A 19,711-nucleotide genomic window follows, 5' to 3' on the forward strand; every position below is an offset into this window, starting at 1 on the left:
ATCTGGAGAGAGGTCGGAGATTTCTTTAAGGTGGGTTGGGAGGCGGATCATTCTTTGTCACCCTTCTTTCTTTTCGCGTTAGATGTCAGCTGGCCATGCGCTTTCCTTTTGAGTCTTTCAGGTCTCTGGTCAGCAGGCAGGTGGATCTGTTTGTGCTTATTCAGATTGCTGCTGTTGTCGGTGCTGTAGTTGCAGCCCGCATAGTCACACTGGTGCACCTTGAGTCTCTGGTTGGCAGGCAGGTGGGTCCTTTTGTGCTTCTTCAGATCGCTCGCCTGGTTGGTGTTGTAGTCGCAGCCCTCATGATCACACTGGTACACCTTGACTCTCTGGTCGGCAGGCAAGTGGGTCTGTTTGTGCCTTTTCAGAATGATCCTGTGGTCGGTTCTGTAGTTGCAGCCCTGATAGTCACACTGGTGCACCTTGGATCTCTGGTCGGCAGGCAGGTGGGTCTGCTTGTGCACTTTCAGGTTGCCTTTATGTTCGGACCTGTAGTTGCAATTCTCATGGTCACACTGGTGCACCTTGGGTCTCTGGTCGGCAGGTAGGTGAGTCCGTTTGTGCTTTTTCAGATCGCCCGTCTGGTCGGTGCGGTAGTTGCAGCCCTCATGGTCACACTGGTGCACCCTGAGTCTCTGGTCGGCAGGCAGGTGGGTCTGTTTGTGCTTTTTCAGATTGCCACTGTTGTCGGTGCGGTAGTTGCAGCCCTCATGATCACATTGGTATACCTTGACTCTCTGGTCGGCAGGCAAGTGGGTCTTTTTGTGCTTTTTCAGATCGCTCCTCCAGTCGGCGTTGTAGTCGCAGCCCTCATGATCACACCGGTACAGCTTGACTCTCTGGTCGGCAGGCAAGTGGATCTTTTTGTGCTGTTTCAGATGACTCGTCCGGTCGGTGCTGTAGTCGCAGCCCTGATGGTCACACCGGTGCACATTGAATCTCTTGGATCTCTGGTCGGCAGGCAGGTGGGTTCGCTTGTGCACTTTCAGGTTGCCTTTATCGTCGGACCTGTAGTTGCAATTCTCATGGTCACACTGGTGCTCCTTGGGTCTCTGGCCGGCACATAGGTGAGTCCGTTTGTGCTTTTTCAGATTGTTCTTCTGGTCGGAGCGGTGGTTGCAGCCTCCATGATCGCACAGGTGCTCCTTCGGTCTCTGGTCGGCAGGCAGGTGGATCTTTTTGTGCCTCTTGAAGTTAGACACCAGATCGGTGCTGTAGCTGCAGCCCTCATGGTCACACTGATGAGCCCTGGGTCTCTGGTCGGCAGGCAGGTGGGTTTGTTTGTGTGTTTGCAGATGGTCCGTGGGATCTGAAATGGACTCCTGCTGAATCAGTTCCAGTCTCAGAGTATCGCAATACTGACTGATTATGTTTAATGCTCGATAAGGGTCAGTTGTCGTGTTTACACACTGAACATTCGTTTCGGTTCCAGTGTCGTCTTCGTCTGAAGGATTGTCGCTGTTTTCATCAGAGTTGCCACTGTCTTCACTGTCACTGTCTTCGCTGTAGGCACTATCATCAGAGGCTGCCCGACTGTGAACCTTAGCTTCGACGCCAGAGTCAGGAGAAAAGCAATAACGAGTGCCTGGCTTTAAGAGAATGTCATCACCGAGGCAAACCCGTGCCATATCGCTGTGGTTGATAAAGGGCCTTGGGGTGTTGATAAGCGCCTTGCCGACAACCATAGAGAAAAGCAAAGGCAACCTATTTTCCTCAACGTGACCATGAGAGTAATGCACAGAGAAGGCAATGGCCAAGATGAACATCAATGGTTTTTTGGATGGCAAGGCTTGGTTTCCCAATCGTTGAACTGTTTATTTGGAAATCAGGTTAGTCAAAATCTGGAGCGAGGTCGGAGGTTTCTTTGAAGTGGGTTGGAAGGCAGATCATTCTTTATCGCCTTTCTTTCTTTTCGCGTTAGATGGCAGCTGGTCAGACGCTTTTCTTTTGGGTCTTTTAGATCTCTGGTCGGCAAGCAGGTGGGTCTGTTTGTGCCGCTTCAGATTGCCCGCCCAGCCGGAGCTGTAGTCGCAGCCCTCATGATCACACTGGTACACGTTAATTCTCTGGTCGATAGGCAGGTGGGTCTCTTTGTGCTTTTTCAGATCGCTCTTGTGGTCGCTGCTGTAGTCGCAGCCTTCATGGTCACACTGGTACACCTTGGATCTCTGGTGCGCAGGCAGGTGAGTTTGTGTGTGCTTTTTTAAACGGCACAACTGTTCAGTCCTGTAGTTACAGCCCTCATGGTCACACTGATGCACCTTGAGTCTTTGGTCGTCAGGCAGGTGGGTCTGTTTGTGCCTTTTCAGATTTTTTTTCTGCTTGGAGTTGTAATTGCAGCCTTCATGGTCACACGTGTGCAGCTTGAGTCTTTGTTCGATAGGCAGGTGTATCCATTTGTGCTTTTTTAGATCGCTCATGTAGTTGGTGATGTAGTTGCAGCCTTCATGGTCACACTGGTGCACCTTAATTCTCTGGTCGATAGGCAAGTGGATCTGCTTGTGTATTTTCAGATTGCCTGTCAGGTCCGTGCGGTATTCGCAGCCCTCATGGTCACACTGGTGCACTTTAATTCTCTGGTCGATAGGCAGATGGATCCGTTTGTGCTTTTTCAGATTGCCGGCCAGGTCCGTGCTGTATTCGCAGCCCTTATGGTCACACTGGTGCACTTTAATTCTCTGGTCGGCAGGCAGGTGGGTCTCTTTGTGCCTTTTCAGACTGCCTTTTCTGTCGGTGCTGAAGTTGCAGCCGTCATGGTCACACAGGTGCACCTTGGGTCTCTGGTCGATAGGCAGGTGGATCCGTTTGTGCTGTTTCAGATTTCCTATATGGTTGGTGTTGTAGTTGCAGCCTTTATGATCGCACAGGTGCAACTTGGGTTTCTGGTCGGCAGGCAGGTGGGTTTGTTTGTGTGTTTTCAGATGGTCCGTGGGGTCTGAAATGGACTCCTGCTGAATCAGTTCCAGTCTCAGAGTATCGCAATACTGACTGATTATGTTTAATGCTCGATAAGGGTCAGTTGTCGTGTTTACACACTGAGCATCCGTTTCGGTCTCAGTTTCGTCTTCGTCTGAAGGGTTGTCGCTGTTTTCATCAGAGTTGTTACTGTTTTCACTGTCACTGTCTTCGCTGTAGGCACTATTATCAGAGGCTGCCTGACGGTAAGCCGTCGCGTAAAGATCAAGATCAGGAGAAAAGCAATAGCGACTGTCTGACTTTAAGAGTGGCTTTAAGAGAATGTCATCACCGAAGCAAACCCGTGCCATATCGCAGTGGTACCATTCAACGAACAGCAAAGGCAAGCTATTTTCCTGAGCCTGGCCATTAGAGCAATGCACAGAAAAAGTAACGGCCAAGGTCAAAATCAACGTTTTTTTGGATAGCAAGGTCTGGTTTCCCAGTCGTTGAAATGTTTATTCGAAAATCAGGTTAGTCAAAATCTGGAGCGAGGTCGGAGATTTCTATTCTTTATCACCCTTTTTTCTTTTCTTGTTAGAGGGTGGCTGGTCATAGGCTTTTCTCTTGAGCCTCTGGTCGGCAGGCAGGTGGGCCTGTTTGTGCCGTTTCAGATTGTACGGCCAGTGTGTGTTGTAATCGCAGCCCTCATGATCACACTGGTACACCTTGACTCTCTGGTCGGCAGGCAGGTGGGTCAGTTTGTGCCTTTTCAAAGCGTACGCTTGTTCTACTCTGTAGTCGCAGCCCTCATGGTCGCACTGGTGAACCTTGGCTCTTTTAGGTCTCTGGTTGGCAGGCAGGTGGGTCTGTTTGTGCTTTTTCAGACGGCACCTACGGTCGGACCTGTAGTCACAGCCCTCATGGTCACACTGGTGCGGCTTGGCTTTTTTAGGTCTCTGGTCGACAGGCAGGTGGATCTGTTTGTGCTTTTTCAGATTGCACTCATAGTAGGCCTTATAGTCGCAGCCCTCATGCTCACACTGGTACGACTTGGCTCTTTTAGGTCTCTGGTCGGCAGGCAGGTGGGTCTGTTTGTGTTTTTTTAAATGGTGCTTATGGTCGGTGCTGTAGTTGCAGCCCTCATGGTCACACTGATGCACCTTGAGTCTCTGGTCGGCGGGCAGGTGGATCTGTTTGTGTATTTTCAGATTGCTTGAATATTCCGTGCTGAAGTTGCAGGCCTCATGCTCACAATAGTGGAGCTTGGGTTTGGGTCTCTTGAGTCTCTGGTCGGCAAGCAGGTGAGTCTGTTTGTGCCTTTTCAGATAGCTCGCGTAAGCAGCGCTGTAGTTACAGCCCTCATGGTCACACTGGTGCTTAGCAGCGTCCACTTTTGTCACATCTACCGCTGAATCAGTGAGTATTTCATTGTCTGAAACGGACTCCTGCTTAATGTTTTTCAGCTCCAGAGTCGTACAATACTGACTGATTTCATTGGATGCCCGAAAAGGATTCAGTGTTGTGGTTTCATACTGAACATCAGATTCGTCTTCGTTTGAACGGTTGTCGATGCTTTCATCAGAGGTGCTGCTGCCTTCACTGTCACTGTCTTCGCTGTAGGCACTATCATCAGAGGCTGCCCGACTGTGAACCTTCAACTCCCACCATTCAATGGCCTCGCTCTCTTGTTCATCTGGTAGCCCATCCCGGACCGGGAAAAGAGGGAGAAGAATAGTTTCAATGCCCGTAACGTAAGCTCCTTTCGTGGATAAGAACTCCATAAAGGGCTTTGGGCCGTTGCTCAGCGCCTTGCCGACAGCAAGAGCAACCAGCAAAGGCAACCTGTTTTCCTGAGCGCGGCCATTGGAACAATGCACAGACAAGGCAATGACCAAGGTCAAAATCAATGGTTTTTTGGATGGCAAAGCCCGGATTCCCAATCATTGAGCTGTTTATTGAGAATTCAGGTTAGTCAAAATCTGGAGAGAGGTCAGAAGTTTCTTTAATGTGGGTTGGGAGGCGGGTCATTCTCTAATCACACTTCTTTCTTTTCTCGTTAGATGGCAGCTGGTCATACGCTTTCCTTTTGGCTCTCTGGTTGGCAGGCAGGTGGGTCTGTTTGTGCCTTTTCAGATTGCTCGCATGGATGGTGCTGAAGTCGCAACCCTCATGATCACACTGGTACACCTTGACTCTCTGGTCGGCAGGCAGGTGGATCTGTTTGTGCCTTTTCAGATGTCCCAGATGTTGGCTGCTGTAGTTGCAGCTCCCATGGTCACACTGGTGCACCTTGAGTCTCCTGGGTCTCTGGTTGGCGGGCAGGTGTGTCTTTTTGTGCTTTTTCAGACTGCCACTGTTGTCGGTGCTGTAGTTGCAGCCCTGATGGTCGCACTGGTGCTCCTTGAGTCTCTGGTGGGCAGGCAGGTGGGTCTCTTTGTGCTTTTTTAGAACGCTCGCCCAGTCGGTGTTGTAGTCGCAGCCCTCATGATCACACTGGTACGCCTTGACTCTCTGGTCGGCGGGCAAGTGTGTCTTTTTGTGCATTTTCAGATTGCTCATGCGGTAGGTGCTGAAGTTGCAGCCCTCATGGTCACACTGGTGGATCTTGGGTCTCTTGGGTCTCTGGTCGGCGGGCAGGTGGGTCTGTTTGTGTGTTTTCAGATTCTCCGCCCGGTTCGTGCTGTAGTCACAACCCTCATGCTCACACTGGTGGATCTTGGGTTTCTTGATTCTCTGGTCGTCGGTGCTGTAAGTGAGTATTTCACTGTCTGAAACGGGCTCCTCCTTAATCTTTTTAAGTTCCAGAGTCGCACCATACTGACTGATTTCATTTGATACTCGAAAGGGATTAAGTGTCGTGGTTTCATACCGAACATCAGATTCGTCTTCGTTTGAACGGTTGCTGCTTTCATCAGAGGTGCCGTTAGTGGCTATTTCACTGACTGAAACGGGCTCCTGCTTAATGTTTTTAAACTCCAGAGTCGTACAATACTGACTGGTTTCATTGGCTACCCGAAAGGGATTCAGTGTTGTGGTTTCATACTGAACATCAGATTCGGCACTAGCTTCGTCTTCATCTTCGTTTGAGCGTTTGTCGTTGCTTTCATCAGAGGTGCTGCTGCCTTTACTGTCACTGTCTTCGCTGTAGGCACTATCATCAGAGGCTGCCCGACTGTGAACCTTCAACTCCCACCATTCAATGGCCTCGCTCTCTTGTTCATCTGGTAGCCCATCCCGGACCGGGAAAAGAGGGAGAAGAATAGTTTCAATGCCCATAACGTAGGCTCCTTTCGTGGATAAGACCTTAATAAAGGGCTTCGGGGCGTTGATCAGCGCCTTGCCGACAGCAAGAGCAACCAGCAAAGGCAACCTGTTTTCCTGAGCGCGGCCATTGGAGCAATGCACAGACAAGGCAATGACCAAGGTCAAAATCAATGTTTTTTTCGATAGCAAAGCTTGTCTTCCCAGTCATTGAAATGTTTATTGGAAAATCAGGTTAGTCAAAATCTGGAGAGAGGTCGGAGGTTTCTTTGAGGTAGGTTGGAAGACGGATCATTCTTTATCGCCTTTCTTTCTTTTCGCGTTAGATGGCGGCTGGGCACGGGCTTTTCTTTTGGGTCTCTGGCCGGGAGGCAGGTGGTTCTGTTTGTGCTTTTTCAGACGGCACACATACTCGGCCCTGTAGTCGCAGCCCTCATGGTCACACTGGTGCACCTTGGCTCTTTTAGGTCTCTGGTCGGCAGGCAGGTGGGTCCGTTTGTGTCTGTTCAGATTGCCCGCCCAGTCGGTCCTGTAGTTGCAGCCCTCACGATCACACTGGTACACGTTAATTTTCTGCTTGATAGGCAGGTGGATCTGTTTGTGCTTTTTCAGATCGATCTTTTGGTCGGTGTTGTAGTTGCAGCCCTCATGATCACACTGGTGCACTTTGGGTTTCCTGTCGGCAGGCAGGTGGGTCTCTTTGTGCTTTTTAAGATTGCCCAGGTGGCCGGTGCTGTAGTTGCAACCCTCATGGTCACACCGGTGCGCCCTGAGTCTCTGGTCGGCAGGCAAGTGGGTCTTTTTGTGCCTTTTCAAAACGCTCGTACAGTCGCTGTTGTAGTCGCAGCCCTCATGATCACACTGGTACACCTTGACTCTCTGTTCGGCAGGCAAGTGGGTCTGTTTGTGCCTTTTCAGATTGCTCCTGTGGTCGGTGCTGTAATTGCAGCCCTCATGGTCACACCGGTGCGCCCTGAGTCTCTGGTCGGCAGGCAAGTGGGTCTTTTTGTGCCTTTTCAGACTGCCCCTGTGGTCGGTTCTGTAGTTGCAGCCCTCATAGTCACACTGGTGCTTAGCAGCGTCCACTTTTATCACGTCTATCTCTGACTCAGTGAGTATTTCACTGTCTGAAACGGGCTCCTGCTTAATGTTTTTAAACTCCAGAGTTGTACAATACTGACTGGTTTCATTGGCTACCCGAAAGGGATTCAGTGTTGTGGTTTCATACCAAACATCAGATTCAGCACTAGCTTCGTCTTCATCTTCGTTTGAGCGTTTGTCGTTGCTTTCATCAGAGGTGCTGCTGCCTTCACTGTCACTGTCTTCGCTGTCACTGTCTTCGCTGTAGGCACTATCATCAGAGGCTGCCCGACTGTGAACCTTCAACTCCCACCATTCAATGGCTTCGCTTTCTTGTTGATCTGGTAGCCCATCCCGCAGCGCCTTGCCGACAGCCAGAGCGAAGCGCAAAGGCAACCTGTTTTCCTGAGCATAGCCATTGAAGCAATGCACAGAAAAGGCAATGACCAAGGTCAAAATCAATGGTTTTTTGGATAGCAAGGCCCGGGTTCCCAATCGTTGAACTGTTTATTTGGAAATCAGGTTAGTCAAAATCTGGAGGGAGGTCGGAACTTCCTTTGAAGCGGGTTGGAAGGAGGATCATTTTTTAATCTACCTTCTTTCTTTTCTTATTAGATGACGGCTGGTCACAGGCTTTCCTTTTAGAGCTCTGGCCTGCAGAAAAGTGGGTCTTTTTGTGTTTTTTCAGATTGCCCACCCGGTCGCTGCTGTAGTCGCAGCCTTCATGGTCACACTGATGCATCTTGAGTCTCTGGTCGGCGGGCAAGTGAGTCTGTTTGTGTTTTTTCAGATCGCTCCCCTTGTCGGTGTTGTAGTTGCAGCCCTCATGATCACACTGGTACACCTTGACTCTTTGGTCGGCAGGCAAGTGGGTCTGCTTGTGCCTTTTCAGATCGCTCGCCTGCTCGGTGCTATAGTTGCAGCGCTTATGGTCGCACTGGTGCCGATTGGCTCTCTGGTCGGCAGGCAAGTGTGTCTGTTTGTGCCTTTTCAGATCGTTCGCCTGGCCGGTGTTGTAGTTGCAGCCCTGATGGTCACACTGGTGCCGCTTGGGTCTCTGGTCGGCAGGCAGGTGGGTCTGTTTGTGTCTTTTCATATTACTCGCCCGATCGGTGCTGTAGTTGCAGCCCTCATGGTCACACTGGAGGTTCTTGGATCCATTGGGTCTCTGGTCGGCAGGCGAGTGTGTCTGTTTGTGCCTTTTCAGATCGCTCGCATGCTCGGTGCTGTAGTTGCAGTCCTCATGGTCACACTGGTGGATCTTAGGTCTCTTAGGTCTATGGCCGGCAGGCAAGTGAATCTGTTTGTGCCTTTTCAGATCGCTCGTCTGGGCGGTGCTATAGTTGCAGCCCTCCTGGTCACACAGATGCACCTTCAGTCTCTTGGGTCTCTGGTCGGCAGGCAGGTGGGTCTGTTTGTGCCTTTTCAGATCGCTCGCGTTGTCGGTGCTGTGGTTGCAGCCCTGATGGTCACACCGGTGCCGCTTGGGTCTCTGGTCGGCAGGCAGGTGGGTCTGTTTGTGTGTTTTCAAATGGGCCGGAAAGCGGGTTCTGTAGTTGCAGCCTTCATGGTCACACTGGTGCACCTTGGGTATCTGGTCGGCGGGCAGGTGGATCTGTTTGTGTCTGTTCAGATTATTCATCACGTTGGTGCTGTAGTTGCAGCCCTCATGGTCACACTGGTGGATCTTGGGTCTCTTGATTCTCTGGTCGCCGCTGCTGGAAGTGAATACTTCACTGTCTGAAACGGGCTCCTGCTTAATCTTTTTCAGTTCCAAAGTCGCACCATACTGACTGATTTCATTGGATGCCCGAAAAGGATTAATTGTTGTGGTTTCATAGCGAACCTCAGATTCGTCTTCGTTTGAACGGTTGTCGATGCTGCCGTTAATGGCTATTTCACTGTCCAAAACGGGCTCCTCCTTAATCTTTTTCGGTTCCAAAGTCGCACCATACTGGCTGATTTCATTGGATACCCGAAAAGGATTAATTGTTGTGGTTTCATAGCGAACCTCAGATTCGGTATTAGCTTCGTGTTCATCTTCGTTTGAACGGTCGTCATTGCTTTCATCAGAGGTGCTGCTGTCTTCACTGTCACTGTCTTCGCTGTCACTGTCTTCGCTGTAGGCACTATCATCAGAGGTTGCCCGACTGTGAACCTTAGCTTCGACGCCATTCAACTCCCACCATTCAATGGCCTCGGTCTCTTGTTCATCTGGTAGCCCATCCCGGAGCGGGAAAAGAGGGAGAAAAATAGTTTCAACGCCCGTAACGTAGTAGATTCCTTTTACGGATAAGACCTCAATAAAGGGCTTCGGGGCGTTGAACAGCACCTTGCCGACAGCCAGAGCGAAGCGCAAAGGCAACCTGTTTTCCTGAGCTTGGCTATTGAAGCAATGCACAGAAAAGGCAATGACCAAGGTTAAAATCAATGGTTTTTTGGATGGCAAGGCTTGGCTTCCCAGTCATTGAACTGTTTATTGAAAATTCAGGTTAGTCAAAATCTGGAGAGAGGTCGGAAGTTTCTTTGAGCTTGGTTGGGAGGCGGATCATTCTTTATCACCCTTCTTTCTTTTCTTGTTAGGTGGCAGCGGGTCATAGGATTTTCTTTTGGGTCTCTGTTCGGCAGGCAGGTGGGTCTGTTTGTGTCTTTTCATATTACTCGTCCGATCGGTGCTGTAGTTGCAGTCCTCATGGTCACACTGGAGGTTCTTGGATCGATTGGGTCTCTGGTCGGCAGGCGAGTGTGTCTGTTTGTGCCTTTTCAGATCGCTCGCCTGCTCGGCGCTGTAGTTGCAGTCCTCATGGTCACACTGGTGGATCTTAGGTCTCTTAGGTCTATGGTCGGCAGGCAAGTGTGTCTGTTTGTGCCTTTTCAGATGGCTCGTCTGGGCGGTGCTATAGTTGCAGCCCTCCTGGTCACACAGATGCACCTTCAGTCTCTTGGGTCTCTGGTCGGCAGGCAGGTGGGTCTGTTTGTGCCTTTTCAGATCGCTCGCCTTGTCGGTGCTGTGGTTGCAGCCCTGATGGTCACACCGGTGCCGCTTGGGTCTCTGGTGGGCAGGCAGGTGGGTCTGTTTGTGTGCTTTCAAATGGGCCGGAAAGCGGGTTCTGTAGTTGCAGCCTTCATGGTCACACTGGTGCACCTTGGGTATCTGGTCGACGGGCAGGTGGATCTGTTTGTGTCTGTTCAGATTATTCATCACGTTGGTGCTGTAGTTGCAGCCCTCATGATCACACTGGTGGATCTTGGGTCTCTTGATTCTCTGGTCGTCGCTGCTGGAAGTGAGTACCTCACTGTCTGAAACGGGCTCCTGCTTAATCTTTTTCGGTTCCAAAGTCGCACCATACTGACTGATTTCATTGGATACCCGAAAAGGATTAATTGTTGTGGTTTCATAGCGAACCTCAGATTCGTCTTCGTTTGAACGGTTGTCGATGCTGCCGTTAATGGCTATTTCACTGTCCAAAACGGGCTCCTCCTTAATCTTTTTCGGTTCCAAAGTCGCACCATAATGACTGATTTCATTGGATACCCGAAAAGGATTAATTGTTGTGGTTTCATACCAAACCTCAGATTCGGTATTAGCTTCGTCTTCATCTTCGTTTAAACGGTCGTCATTGCTTTCATCAGAGGTGCTGCTGTCTTCACTGTCACTGTCTTCGCTGTAGGCACTATCATCAGAGGTTGCCCGACTGTGAACCTTAGCTTCGACGCCATTCAACTCCCACCATTCAATGGCCTCGGTCTCTTGTTCATCTGGTAGCCCATCCCGGAGCGGGAAAAGAGGGAGAAAAATAGTTTCAACGCCTGCAACGTAGTAGATTCCTTTTATGGATAAGACCTCAATAAAGGGCTTCGGGGCGTTGAACAACACCTTGCCGACAGCCAGAGCGAAGCGCAAAGGCAACCTGTTTTCCTGAGCTTGGCCATTGAAGCAATGCACAGAAAAGGCAATGACCAAGGTTAAAATCAATGGTTTTTTGGATGGCAAGGCTTGGCTTCCCAGTCATTGAACTGTTTATTGAAAATTCAGGTTAGTCAAAATCTGGAGAGAGGTCGGAAGTTTCTTTGAGCTTGGTTGGGAGGCGGATCATTCTTTATCACCCTTCTTTCTTTTCTTGTTAGGTGGCAGCGGGTCATAGAATTTTCTTTTGGGTCTCTGGTCGGCAGGCAAGTGGGTCTGCTTATGCCTTTTCAGTCCGTACACTTGTTCGACGCTGTAGTCACAGCCCTCATAGTCACAGTGGTACACCTTAGCGGACTAGCCCGCCCTGCGGGCACACATCTTTGAGTAACTCTTTGCTGCCAACCTCAAGTCTTCGTCCTACGATAAGAAAGAAGGCATACCCGAGCCAGAGACCGAACGCACACTGGTGCACTTGCCCGAACTTTAGCGTGGTCGGGAGGCTGGCGACCGCATCACTGATGACGCTTGGCGATCTCGTTCGGAAGACTGCATATGATCGACAGCCCCATACTCGGATATGCCTTCGTCCAGCAGTATAGGAAGACAGTCATGAAGCACAACCCAAATTCGGTTAAAGTTCAAAAGCGGATATCTGGCCATCTCAAAACCGTCAATCTCTATGCTGCAGGCATTGATATTGGCTCTGAGTTCCACTTCGTTGCTGTCCCTGAAGAGCTGGATGACCAGCCGGTTCGGTCTTTTGCCTGCTTTACCGCTGATCTTGAAATGATGGCCCAATGGCTCGTGAAAACCGGAATTACAACTGTGGTCATGGAGTCTACCGGAATCTACTGGATTCCCGCTTTTGAAATGCTTGAAGAACACGGCCTGGACGTCAAACTGGTGAATGCACGGCATGTCAAAAACGTCCCTGGTCGTAAAACAGATGTTCAGGACTGCCAGTGGTTACAGCAATTGCATACTCATGGTCTGCTTGAGGGGCTTTTCGCCCAGAAGATCAAATGTGCGCCTTGCGAGCCTACATGCGACAGCGTGAAACCCTGATCCGCTATCGGGCGTCACACATCCAGCACATGCAGAAAGCTTTACGACAAATGAACCTGCTGTTGGACAATGTGGTTACGGATATCACGGGTAAAACGGGTATGGGCATCATTCGCTCCATTCTTGCGGGAGAGCATGACCCAGAGGTACTGGCCAAACATCGGGACTCTCATTGTAAAAAATCAGAGAAAGTCATTGCCAAGTCACTGCATGGGCATTACCGGGCAGAGCATCTCTTTGCCTTAAAGCAATCTGTTGCGCTTTATGATTTTTATGAAAAGCAAATCGAAGATTGTGACAAGGCGTTGGAAGGCCAGTTGAACCAGTTTGATGATAAGTCCGAGAGTTCCTTTCTGCCTGCTGCAAAGCGAAAATCAGCCAGCGCCCCTGGTTTTGACGTGAGATCCCATCTTTACCGGGCGACAGGGGTAGATCTGACAGCGATTGAGGGAATAGAGGAAAATACCGCCCTGAAGGTTGTTTCTGAAATTGGTACAGACATGGGTCGTTGGCCGACGGTTAAGCACTTTTGTTCCTGGCTGGGGCTGAGTCCTGGAAACAAGATATCAGGCGGAAAAGTGTTGAGCAGCAAAACCAAAAGAATCCCCAATCGGGCTGCTTCAGCCCTGCGTATGGCTGCTCTGACACTAGTGAACTCGAAAAGTGCGCTGGGAGCCTATTATCGCAGGATGAGAAGCAAGCTGGGGGCTCCAAAAGCGATTACGGCGACAGCGCATAAACTTGCCCGGCTGATTTACAGCATGCTGAAAAACGGCTCGGAGTACGTTGACCGAGGTCAGGAGTACTACGAAGAGCAATACCGTGATCGAGTTGTAAAAAACATGAAAAAGCGTGCTGAAGATATGGGCTATAAACTGGTCAAACTTGAAACAGCCTCACCATCTTGACGCTGTGCAAGTGGCGAGTTCCGAGGGAGTTACTCAGAAGGTCTCTGGTCGGCAGGCAGGTGGATCTTTTTGTGTCTTTTAAGACTCTCCGGCCGCTCGACCCTGTAGTCACAGCCCTCATGGTCACACTGGTGCACCTTGGCTCTTTCAGGTCTCTGGTCGCCAGGCAGGTGGGTCTGTTTGTGTCTGTTTAGATTACTTGTATGGTTGGTGCCGTAGTTGCAGCCCTCATGGTCACACCGGTGCACCTTAGGTCTCTGGTCGGCAGGCAAGTGGGTCTGTTTGTGCCTTTTCAGACTGGCCCTGTGGTCGGATCTGAAGTTGCAGCCCTCATAGTCACACTGGTACTTCCTGGGTCTCTGGTCGGCAGGCAAGTGGGTCTGTTTGTGCCTTTTCAGACTGGCTCTGTGGTCGGATCTGTAGTTGCAGCCCTCATAGTCACACTGGTACTTCCTGGGTCTCTGGTCGGCAGGCAGGTGGGTCTGTTTGTGCCTTTTCAGACTGTTTCTGTGGTCGGTTCTGTAGTTGCAGCCCTCATGGTCACACTGGTGTTTAACAGCGTCCACTTTTGTCACGTCTACCTCTGAATCAGTAAGTATTTCAGTATCTGAAACAGGCTCCTCCTTAATCTTTTTCAGTTCCAGAGTCGTGCAATACTGACTAGTTTCATTGGCTACCCGAAAAGGATTAAGTGTTGTGGTTTCATACTGAACATCAGATTCGGTATTGTCTTCATCTTCATTTGAACGATTGTCGCTGCTTCCATCGGAGGTGCTGCTGCCTTCACTGCCAGAACCATGATCAGAGGCTTCCCGGCTGTAAACCTTCAACTCCCACCATTCAATGGCCTCGGTCTCTTGTTCATCAGGTAGCCCATCCCGGACCAGGAAAAGAGGGAGAAAAATAGTTTCAACGCCCGTAACGTAGATTCCTTTTATGGATAAGACCTCAATAAAGGACTTCCGGGCGTTGATCAGTGCCTTGCCGACAGCCAGAGCGAAGCGCAGAGGCAACCTGTTTTCCTGAGCGCGGCCATTGGAGCAATGCATAGAAAAGGCAATGACCAAGGTCAAAATCAATGGTTTTTTGGATGGCAAAGCCCGGCTTCCCAGTCGTTGAACTGTTTATTTGGAAATCAGGTTAGTCAAAATCTGGAGGAAGGTCTGAGGTTTTTTTGAGGTGGGTTGGGAGGCGGGTCATTCTTTATCGCCTTTCTTTCTTTTCGCGTTAGATGGCGGCTGGTCACACGCTTTCCTTTTAGGCCTCTGGTCGGCAGGCAGGTGGGTCTGTTTGTGTCTTTTCAGATTACTCGCCTGGCCGGTGCTGTAGTTGCAGCCTTCATGGTCACACTGCTGCACCTTGAGTTTCTTAAGTCTCTGGTCGGCAGGCAAGTGGGTCTGTTTGTGCCTTTTCAGATCGCTCGTCTGGTGAGTGCTGTAGTTGCAGCCCTGATGGTCACACCGGTGCCGATTGGCTCTCTGGTCAGCGGGCAGGTGGGTCTGTTTGTGTCTGTTCAGATTACTCACCTGGTCGGTGCGGTAGTTGCAGCGCTCATGGTCACACTGGTGCTCCTTGAGTCTCTTGGATCTCTGGTCGGCTGGCAGGTGAGTCTGTTTGTGTATTTTCAGATGGGTCGAATAGCGGGTTCTGTAGTTGCAGCCTCCATGGTCACACTGGTGCGCCCCGAGTTTCTGGTCGGCAGGCAGGTGGGTCTGTTTATGCCATTTCAGATTCTCCGCCCGGCTCGCGCTGTAGTCGCAGTCCTCATGCTCACACTGGTAGATCTTGGGTTTCTTGGGTCTCTGGTTGGCAGGCAGGTGGATTTGTTTGTGTATTTTTAAATGGCCCTTATTGCCGGTGCTGTAGTTGCAGCCCTCATGGTCACAATGGTGCATCTTGGGTTTCTTGGGTCTCTGGTCGGCAGGCAGGTGGATCTGTTTGTGCCTTTTCAGATCTCCCGACCGCTTGGTTCTGTAGTCGCAGCCCTCATGGTCACACCGGTGCTTAACAGCGTCCACTTTTGTTACGTCTACCTCTGACTCAGTGAGTATTTTACTGTCTGAAACGGGCACCTCCTTAATCTTTTTCAGTTCCAAAGTCGCACCATACTGACTGATTTCATTAGACACTCGAAAGGGATTAAGTGTCGTGGTTGCATACCGAAGATCAGATTCGTCTTCATTTGAACGGTTGTCGATGTCAGAGGTGCTGTTAGTGTGTATTTCACTGTCTGAAACGGGCTCCTGCTTAATCTTTTTCAGTTCCAGAGTCGTACAATGCTGACTGACTTCATTGGCTACCCGAAAAGAATTAAGTGTTGTGGTTTCATACTGAACATCAGATTCGGTATTGTCTTCATCTTCATTTGAACGATTGTCGCTGCTTCCATCGGAGGTGCTGCTGCCTTCACTGTCACTGTCTTCGCTGTAGGCACTATCATCAGAAGCTGCCCGACTGTGAACCTTCAACTCCCACGATTCAATAGCCTCGCTCTCTTGTTCATCTGGTAGCCCATCCCGGAGCGGGAAAAGAGGGAGAAGAATAGTTTCAACGCCCGTAACGTAGACTCTTTTTATGGATAAGACCTCAATAAAGGACTTCGGGGCGTTGATCAGTGCCTTGCCGACAGCCTGAGCGAAGCGCAAAGGCAACCTGTTTTCCTGAGCGCGGCCATTGGGGCAATGCACAGAAAAGGCAATGACCAAGGTTAAAATCAATAGTTTTTTGGATAGCAAGGCCCGGCTTCCCAGTCATTGAACTGTTTATTGGAAAATCAGGTTAGTCAAAATCTGGAGGAAGGTCTGAGGTTTTTTTGAGGTGGGTTGAGAGGCGGGTCATTCTTTATCGCCTTTCTTTCTTTTCGCGTTAGATGGCGGCTGGTCACAGGCTTTTCTTTTAAGTCTCTGGTCGGCAGGCAAGTGCTTCTGTTTGTGCCTTTTCAGATTGCCCGTCTGGTTGGTGCTGTAGTCGCAGCCCTCATGGTCACACTGGTGCACTTTGAGTCTCTGGTCGGCAGGCAGGTGAGTCTGTTTGTGCATTTTCAGATTGCCCAGGTGGCCGGTGCTGTAGTTGCAGCCCTCATGGTCACACTGGTGTACTTTGGGTCTCTGGTCGGCAGGCAGGTGAGTCTGTTTGTGTCTTTTTATATTACTCGCCTGATCGGTGCTATAGTTGCAGCCCTCATGGTCACACTGGTGGATTTTAGATCCGTTGGGTCTCTGGTCGGCAGGCAAGTGGGTCTGTTTGTGCCTTTTCAGTCTGTACACTTGTTCGACGCTGAAGTCACAGCCCTCATAGTCACAGTGGTACACCTTAGGTCTCTGGTCGGCAGGCAGGTGGATCTTTTTGTGCCTTTTCAGATCCTCCGGCCGCTCGACCCTGTAGTCACAGCCTTCATGGTTACACCGGTGCACCTTGGCTCTTTTAGGTCTCTGGTCGGCAGGCAGGTGGATCTGTTTGTGTCTGTTCAGATTACCTGTCTGGTCGGTGCTGTAGTTGCAGCCCTCATGGTCACACTGGTGCACCTTGAGTCTCTGGTCGGCAGGCAGATGAGTCTGTTTGTGCTTTTTCAGAACGTTCGCGCAGCCGGTGTTGTAGTCGCAGCCCTCAACATCACACTTGTGCACCTTGGCTCTCTGGTCGGCAGGTAGGTGAGTCTGTTTGTGCCTTTTCAGATGGTTCATGCGGTCGGTGCTGTAGCCGCAGCCCTCATGGTCACACTGGTGCGCCCCGAGTCTCTGGTCGGCAGGCAGGTGGGTCTGTTTATGCCATTTCAGATTCTCCGCCCGGCTCGCGCTGTAGTCGCAGTCCTCATGCTCACACTGGTGGATCTTGGGTTTCTTGGGTTTCTTGGGTCTCTGGTTGGCAGGCAGGTGGATTTGTTTGTGTGTTTTTAAATGGCCCTTACTGCCGGTGCTGTAGTTGCAGCCCTCATGGTCACACTGGTGCACCTTGGGTTTCTTGGGTCTCTGGTCGGCAGGCAGGTGGATCTGTTTGTGCCTTTTCAGATCTCCCGACCGCTTGGTTCTGTAGTCGCAGCCCTCATGGTCACACCGGTGCTTAACAGCGTCCACTTTTGTCACGTCTACCTCTGACTCAGTGAGTATTTTACTGTCTGAAACGGGCGCCTCCTTAATCTTTTTCAGTTCCAAAGTCGCACCATACTGACTGATTTCATTAGACACTCGAAAGGGATTAAGTGTCGTGGTTACATACCGAAGATCAGATTCGTCTTCATTTGAACGGTTGTCGATGTCAGAGGTGCTGTTAGTGTGTATTTCACTGTCTGAAACGGGCTCCTGCTTAATCTTTTTCAGTTCCAGAGTCGTACAATGCTGACTGACTTCATTGGCTACCCGAAAAGAATTAAGTGTTGTGGTTTCATACTGAACATCAGATTCGGTATTGTCTTCATCTTCATTTGAACGATTGTCGCTGCTTCCATCGGAGGTGCTGCTGCCTTCACTGTCACTGTCTTCGCTGTAGGCACTATCATCAGAGGCTGCCCGGCTGTGAACCTTCAACTCCCACCATTCAATGACCTCGGTCTCTTGTTCATCTGGTAGCCCATCCCGGAGCGGGAAAAGAGGGAGAAAAATAGTTTCAACGCCCGTAACGTAGACTCCTTTTATGGATAAGACCTCAATAAAGGACTTCGGGGCGTTGATTAGCGCCTTGCCGACAGCCAGAGCGAAGCGCAAAGGCAACCTGTTTTCCTGAGCGCGACCATTTGGGCAATGCACAGAAAAGGCAATGACCAAGGTTAAAATCAATGGTTTTTTGGATAGCAAGGCCCTGCTTCCTAGTCATTGAACTGTTTATTGGAAATCAGGTTAGTCAAAATCTGGAGGAAGGTCTGAGGTTTTTTTGAGGTGGGTTGAGAAGCGGGTCATTCTTTATCGCCTTTCTTTCTTTTCGCGTTAGATGGCGGCTGGTCACAGGCTTTTCTTTTAAGTCTCTGGTCGGCAGGCAAGTGCTTCTGTTTGTGCCTTTTCAGATTGCCCGCCTGTTTGGTGCTGTAGTCGCAGCCCTCATGATCACACCGGTACACCTTAACTCTATGGTTGGCAGGCAGATGGGTCTGTTTGTGCTTTTTCAGATTGCACGCCCGGTCCGAGCTGTAGTTGCAGCCCTCATGGTCACACTGGTGCAGCCTGATTCTCTGGTCAGCAGGCAGGTGAGTCCATTTGTGCACTTTCAGGTTGCTCATCCGGTCGGTGCTGTAGTTGCAGCCCTCATGGTCGCACTGATGCACCTTGAGTCTCTGGTCAGCAGGCAGGTGAATCTGTTTGTGCCTTCTCAGACTGGTCCTGTCGCCGGTGCTGTAGTTGCAGCCATCATGGTTACATTGGTACACCTTGGCACTTTGAGCTCTCTGGTGGGCAGGAAGGTGGCTTCTTTTGTGCTTTTTCAGGTTGCCCAGATGGTCGGTGCTGTAGTTGCAGCCCTCATGGTCACACTGGTGGATCTTGAGTCTCTGGTCGGCAGGCAGATGAGTTTGTTTGTGCTTTTTCAGAACGTTCGCCCAGTCGGTGTTGTAGTCGCAGCCCTCATGATCACACCGGTACACCTTGACTCTATGGTCGGCAGGCAGGTGGGTCTGTTTGTGCCTTTTCAGATTGCGCTTGTGGTCGGTGCTGTAGCCGCAGCCCTCATGGTCACACTGGTGCACCTTGGCTCTCTGGTCGTCAGGCAGGTGGGTCTGTTTGTGCCTTTTCAGATCTCCCGACCACTTGGTTTTGTAGTCGCAGCCCTCATGGTCACACTGGTGCTTAGCAGCATCCACTTTTGTCACTTCTTCCTCTGAACCAGTGAGTATTTCACTGTCTGAAACAGGCTCTTCCTTAATCTTTCTCAGTTCCAGAATTGCACCATACTGACTGATTTCATCGGATACCCGAAAAGGATTAAGTGTCGTGGTTACATACCGAGCATCAGATTCATCTTCGTCTGAACGGTTGTCGATGCTTTCATCAGAGGTGCCGTTAGTGGCTATTTCACTGTCTGAAACGAGCTCCTGCTTAATCTTTTTCAGTACCAGAGTCGTACAATACTGACTGGCTTCATTGGCTACCCGAAAGGGATTAACTGTTGTGGTTTCATACCGAACATCAGATTCGGCATTAGCTTCACCTTCATCTTCATCTTCGTTTGAACGGTTGTCGTTGCTTTCATCAGAGGTGCTGCTGTCTTCACTGTCACTGTCTTCGCTGTAGGCACTATCATCAGAAGCTGCCCGGCTGTGAACCTTCAACTCCCACGATTCAATAGCCTCGCTCTCTTGTTCATCTGGTAGCCCATCCCGGAGCGGGAAAAGAGGGAGAAGAATAGTTTCAACGCCCGTAACGTAGACTCTTTTTATGGATAAGACCTCAATAAAGGACTTCGGGGCGTTGATCAGTGCCTTGCCGACAGCCTGAGCGAAGCGCAAAGGCAACCTGTTTTCCTGAGCGCGACCATTGGAGCAATGCACAGAAAAGGCAATGACCAAGGTTAAAATCAATGGTTTTTTGGATAGCAAGGCCCTGCTTCCCAGTCATTGAACTGTTTATTGAAAAATCAGGTTAGTCAAAATCTGGAGAGAGGTCGG

General features: G+C 50.3%; 12 protein-coding genes and 1 pseudogene. 1 reads left to right on the forward strand and 12 read right to left on the reverse strand.

Annotated elements, in window-relative coordinates; translation table 11 throughout:
- Positions 1 to 47 precede the first annotated feature (47 nt).
- From K7B67_RS14805 to K7B67_RS14840, 8 genes are all read right to left on the reverse strand, one after another.
- Positions 48 to 1,787, reverse strand: coding sequence for a C2H2-type zinc finger protein (locus K7B67_RS14805; RefSeq protein WP_252176667.1), 1,740 nt, complete (start codon positions 1,785 to 1,787; stop codon positions 48 to 50).
- A gap of 99 nt (positions 1,788 to 1,886) precedes the next feature.
- Positions 1,887 to 3,386, reverse strand: coding sequence for a hypothetical protein (locus tag K7B67_RS14810; protein WP_252176668.1), 1,500 nt, complete (start codon positions 3,384 to 3,386; stop codon positions 1,887 to 1,889).
- A 75-nt stretch (positions 3,387 to 3,461) separates the two neighbouring features.
- Positions 3,462 to 4,823 carry a hypothetical protein gene (locus tag K7B67_RS14815; RefSeq protein ID WP_252176669.1) on the reverse strand — a complete coding sequence of 454 codons (1,362 nt, stop codon included), beginning with the start codon at positions 4,821 to 4,823 and terminating at the stop codon, positions 3,462 to 3,464.
- A 106-nt stretch (positions 4,824 to 4,929) separates the two neighbouring features.
- Positions 4,930 to 6,351: a C2H2-type zinc finger protein gene (locus K7B67_RS14820; RefSeq protein WP_252176670.1), complete on the reverse strand. Its 1,422-nt coding sequence runs from the start codon at positions 6,349 to 6,351 to the stop codon at positions 4,930 to 4,932.
- A gap of 99 nt (positions 6,352 to 6,450) precedes the next feature.
- On the reverse strand, positions 6,451 to 7,719 hold the full coding sequence (locus K7B67_RS14825) for a hypothetical protein (RefSeq protein ID WP_252176671.1): 1,269 nt from the start codon (positions 7,717 to 7,719) through the stop codon (positions 6,451 to 6,453).
- Between the two features lie 106 nt (positions 7,720 to 7,825).
- Entirely contained in the window at positions 7,826 to 9,688 is a 1,863-nt protein-coding gene (locus K7B67_RS14830; protein WP_252176672.1) for a C2H2-type zinc finger protein, read from the reverse strand.
- Positions 9,689 to 9,787: 99 nt separating this feature from the next.
- Complete coding sequence (locus tag K7B67_RS14835) at positions 9,788 to 11,233, reverse strand: hypothetical protein (RefSeq protein WP_252176673.1); 1,446 nt, start codon at positions 11,231 to 11,233, stop codon at positions 9,788 to 9,790.
- Positions 11,234 to 11,332: 99 nt separating this feature from the next.
- Positions 11,333 to 11,494, reverse strand: a complete 162-nt coding sequence (locus K7B67_RS14840) for a hypothetical protein (protein WP_252176674.1) — start codon at positions 11,492 to 11,494, stop codon at positions 11,333 to 11,335.
- Positions 11,495 to 11,758: 264 nt separating this feature from the next.
- Between K7B67_RS14840 and K7B67_RS14845 the strand changes: the two are divergent.
- Positions 11,759 to 13,122, forward strand: a pseudogene (locus K7B67_RS14845) (IS110 family transposase).
- Between the two features lie 29 nt (positions 13,123 to 13,151).
- On the opposite strand, the gene K7B67_RS14850 reads toward K7B67_RS14845, so the two are convergent.
- The 4 genes from K7B67_RS14850 to K7B67_RS14865 all read right to left on the reverse strand — a co-directional run bounded on the left by K7B67_RS14850 (position 13,152) and on the right by K7B67_RS14865 (position 19,642).
- Positions 13,152 to 14,219: a hypothetical protein gene (locus K7B67_RS14850; RefSeq protein ID WP_252176675.1), complete on the reverse strand. Its 1,068-nt coding sequence runs from the start codon at positions 14,217 to 14,219 to the stop codon at positions 13,152 to 13,154.
- A 99-nt stretch (positions 14,220 to 14,318) separates the two neighbouring features.
- Entirely contained in the window at positions 14,319 to 15,857 is a 1,539-nt protein-coding gene (locus tag K7B67_RS14855; RefSeq protein WP_252176676.1) for a C2H2-type zinc finger protein, read from the reverse strand.
- Positions 15,858 to 15,956: 99 nt separating this feature from the next.
- Complete coding sequence (locus tag K7B67_RS14860; RefSeq protein WP_252176677.1) at positions 15,957 to 17,912, reverse strand: hypothetical protein; 1,956 nt, start codon at positions 17,910 to 17,912, stop codon at positions 15,957 to 15,959.
- Positions 17,913 to 18,010: 98 nt separating this feature from the next.
- The gene (locus tag K7B67_RS14865) at positions 18,011 to 19,642 is read right to left on the reverse strand and encodes a C2H2-type zinc finger protein (protein ID WP_252176678.1); all 1,632 of its coding nucleotides are present in this window, start codon (positions 19,640 to 19,642) and stop codon (positions 18,011 to 18,013) included.
- Between the last annotated feature and the right edge of the window lie 69 nt (positions 19,643 to 19,711).

The organism is Endozoicomonas sp. 4G (assembly GCF_023822025.1).
Taxonomy (GTDB): domain Bacteria; phylum Pseudomonadota; class Gammaproteobacteria; order Pseudomonadales; family Endozoicomonadaceae; genus Endozoicomonas_A.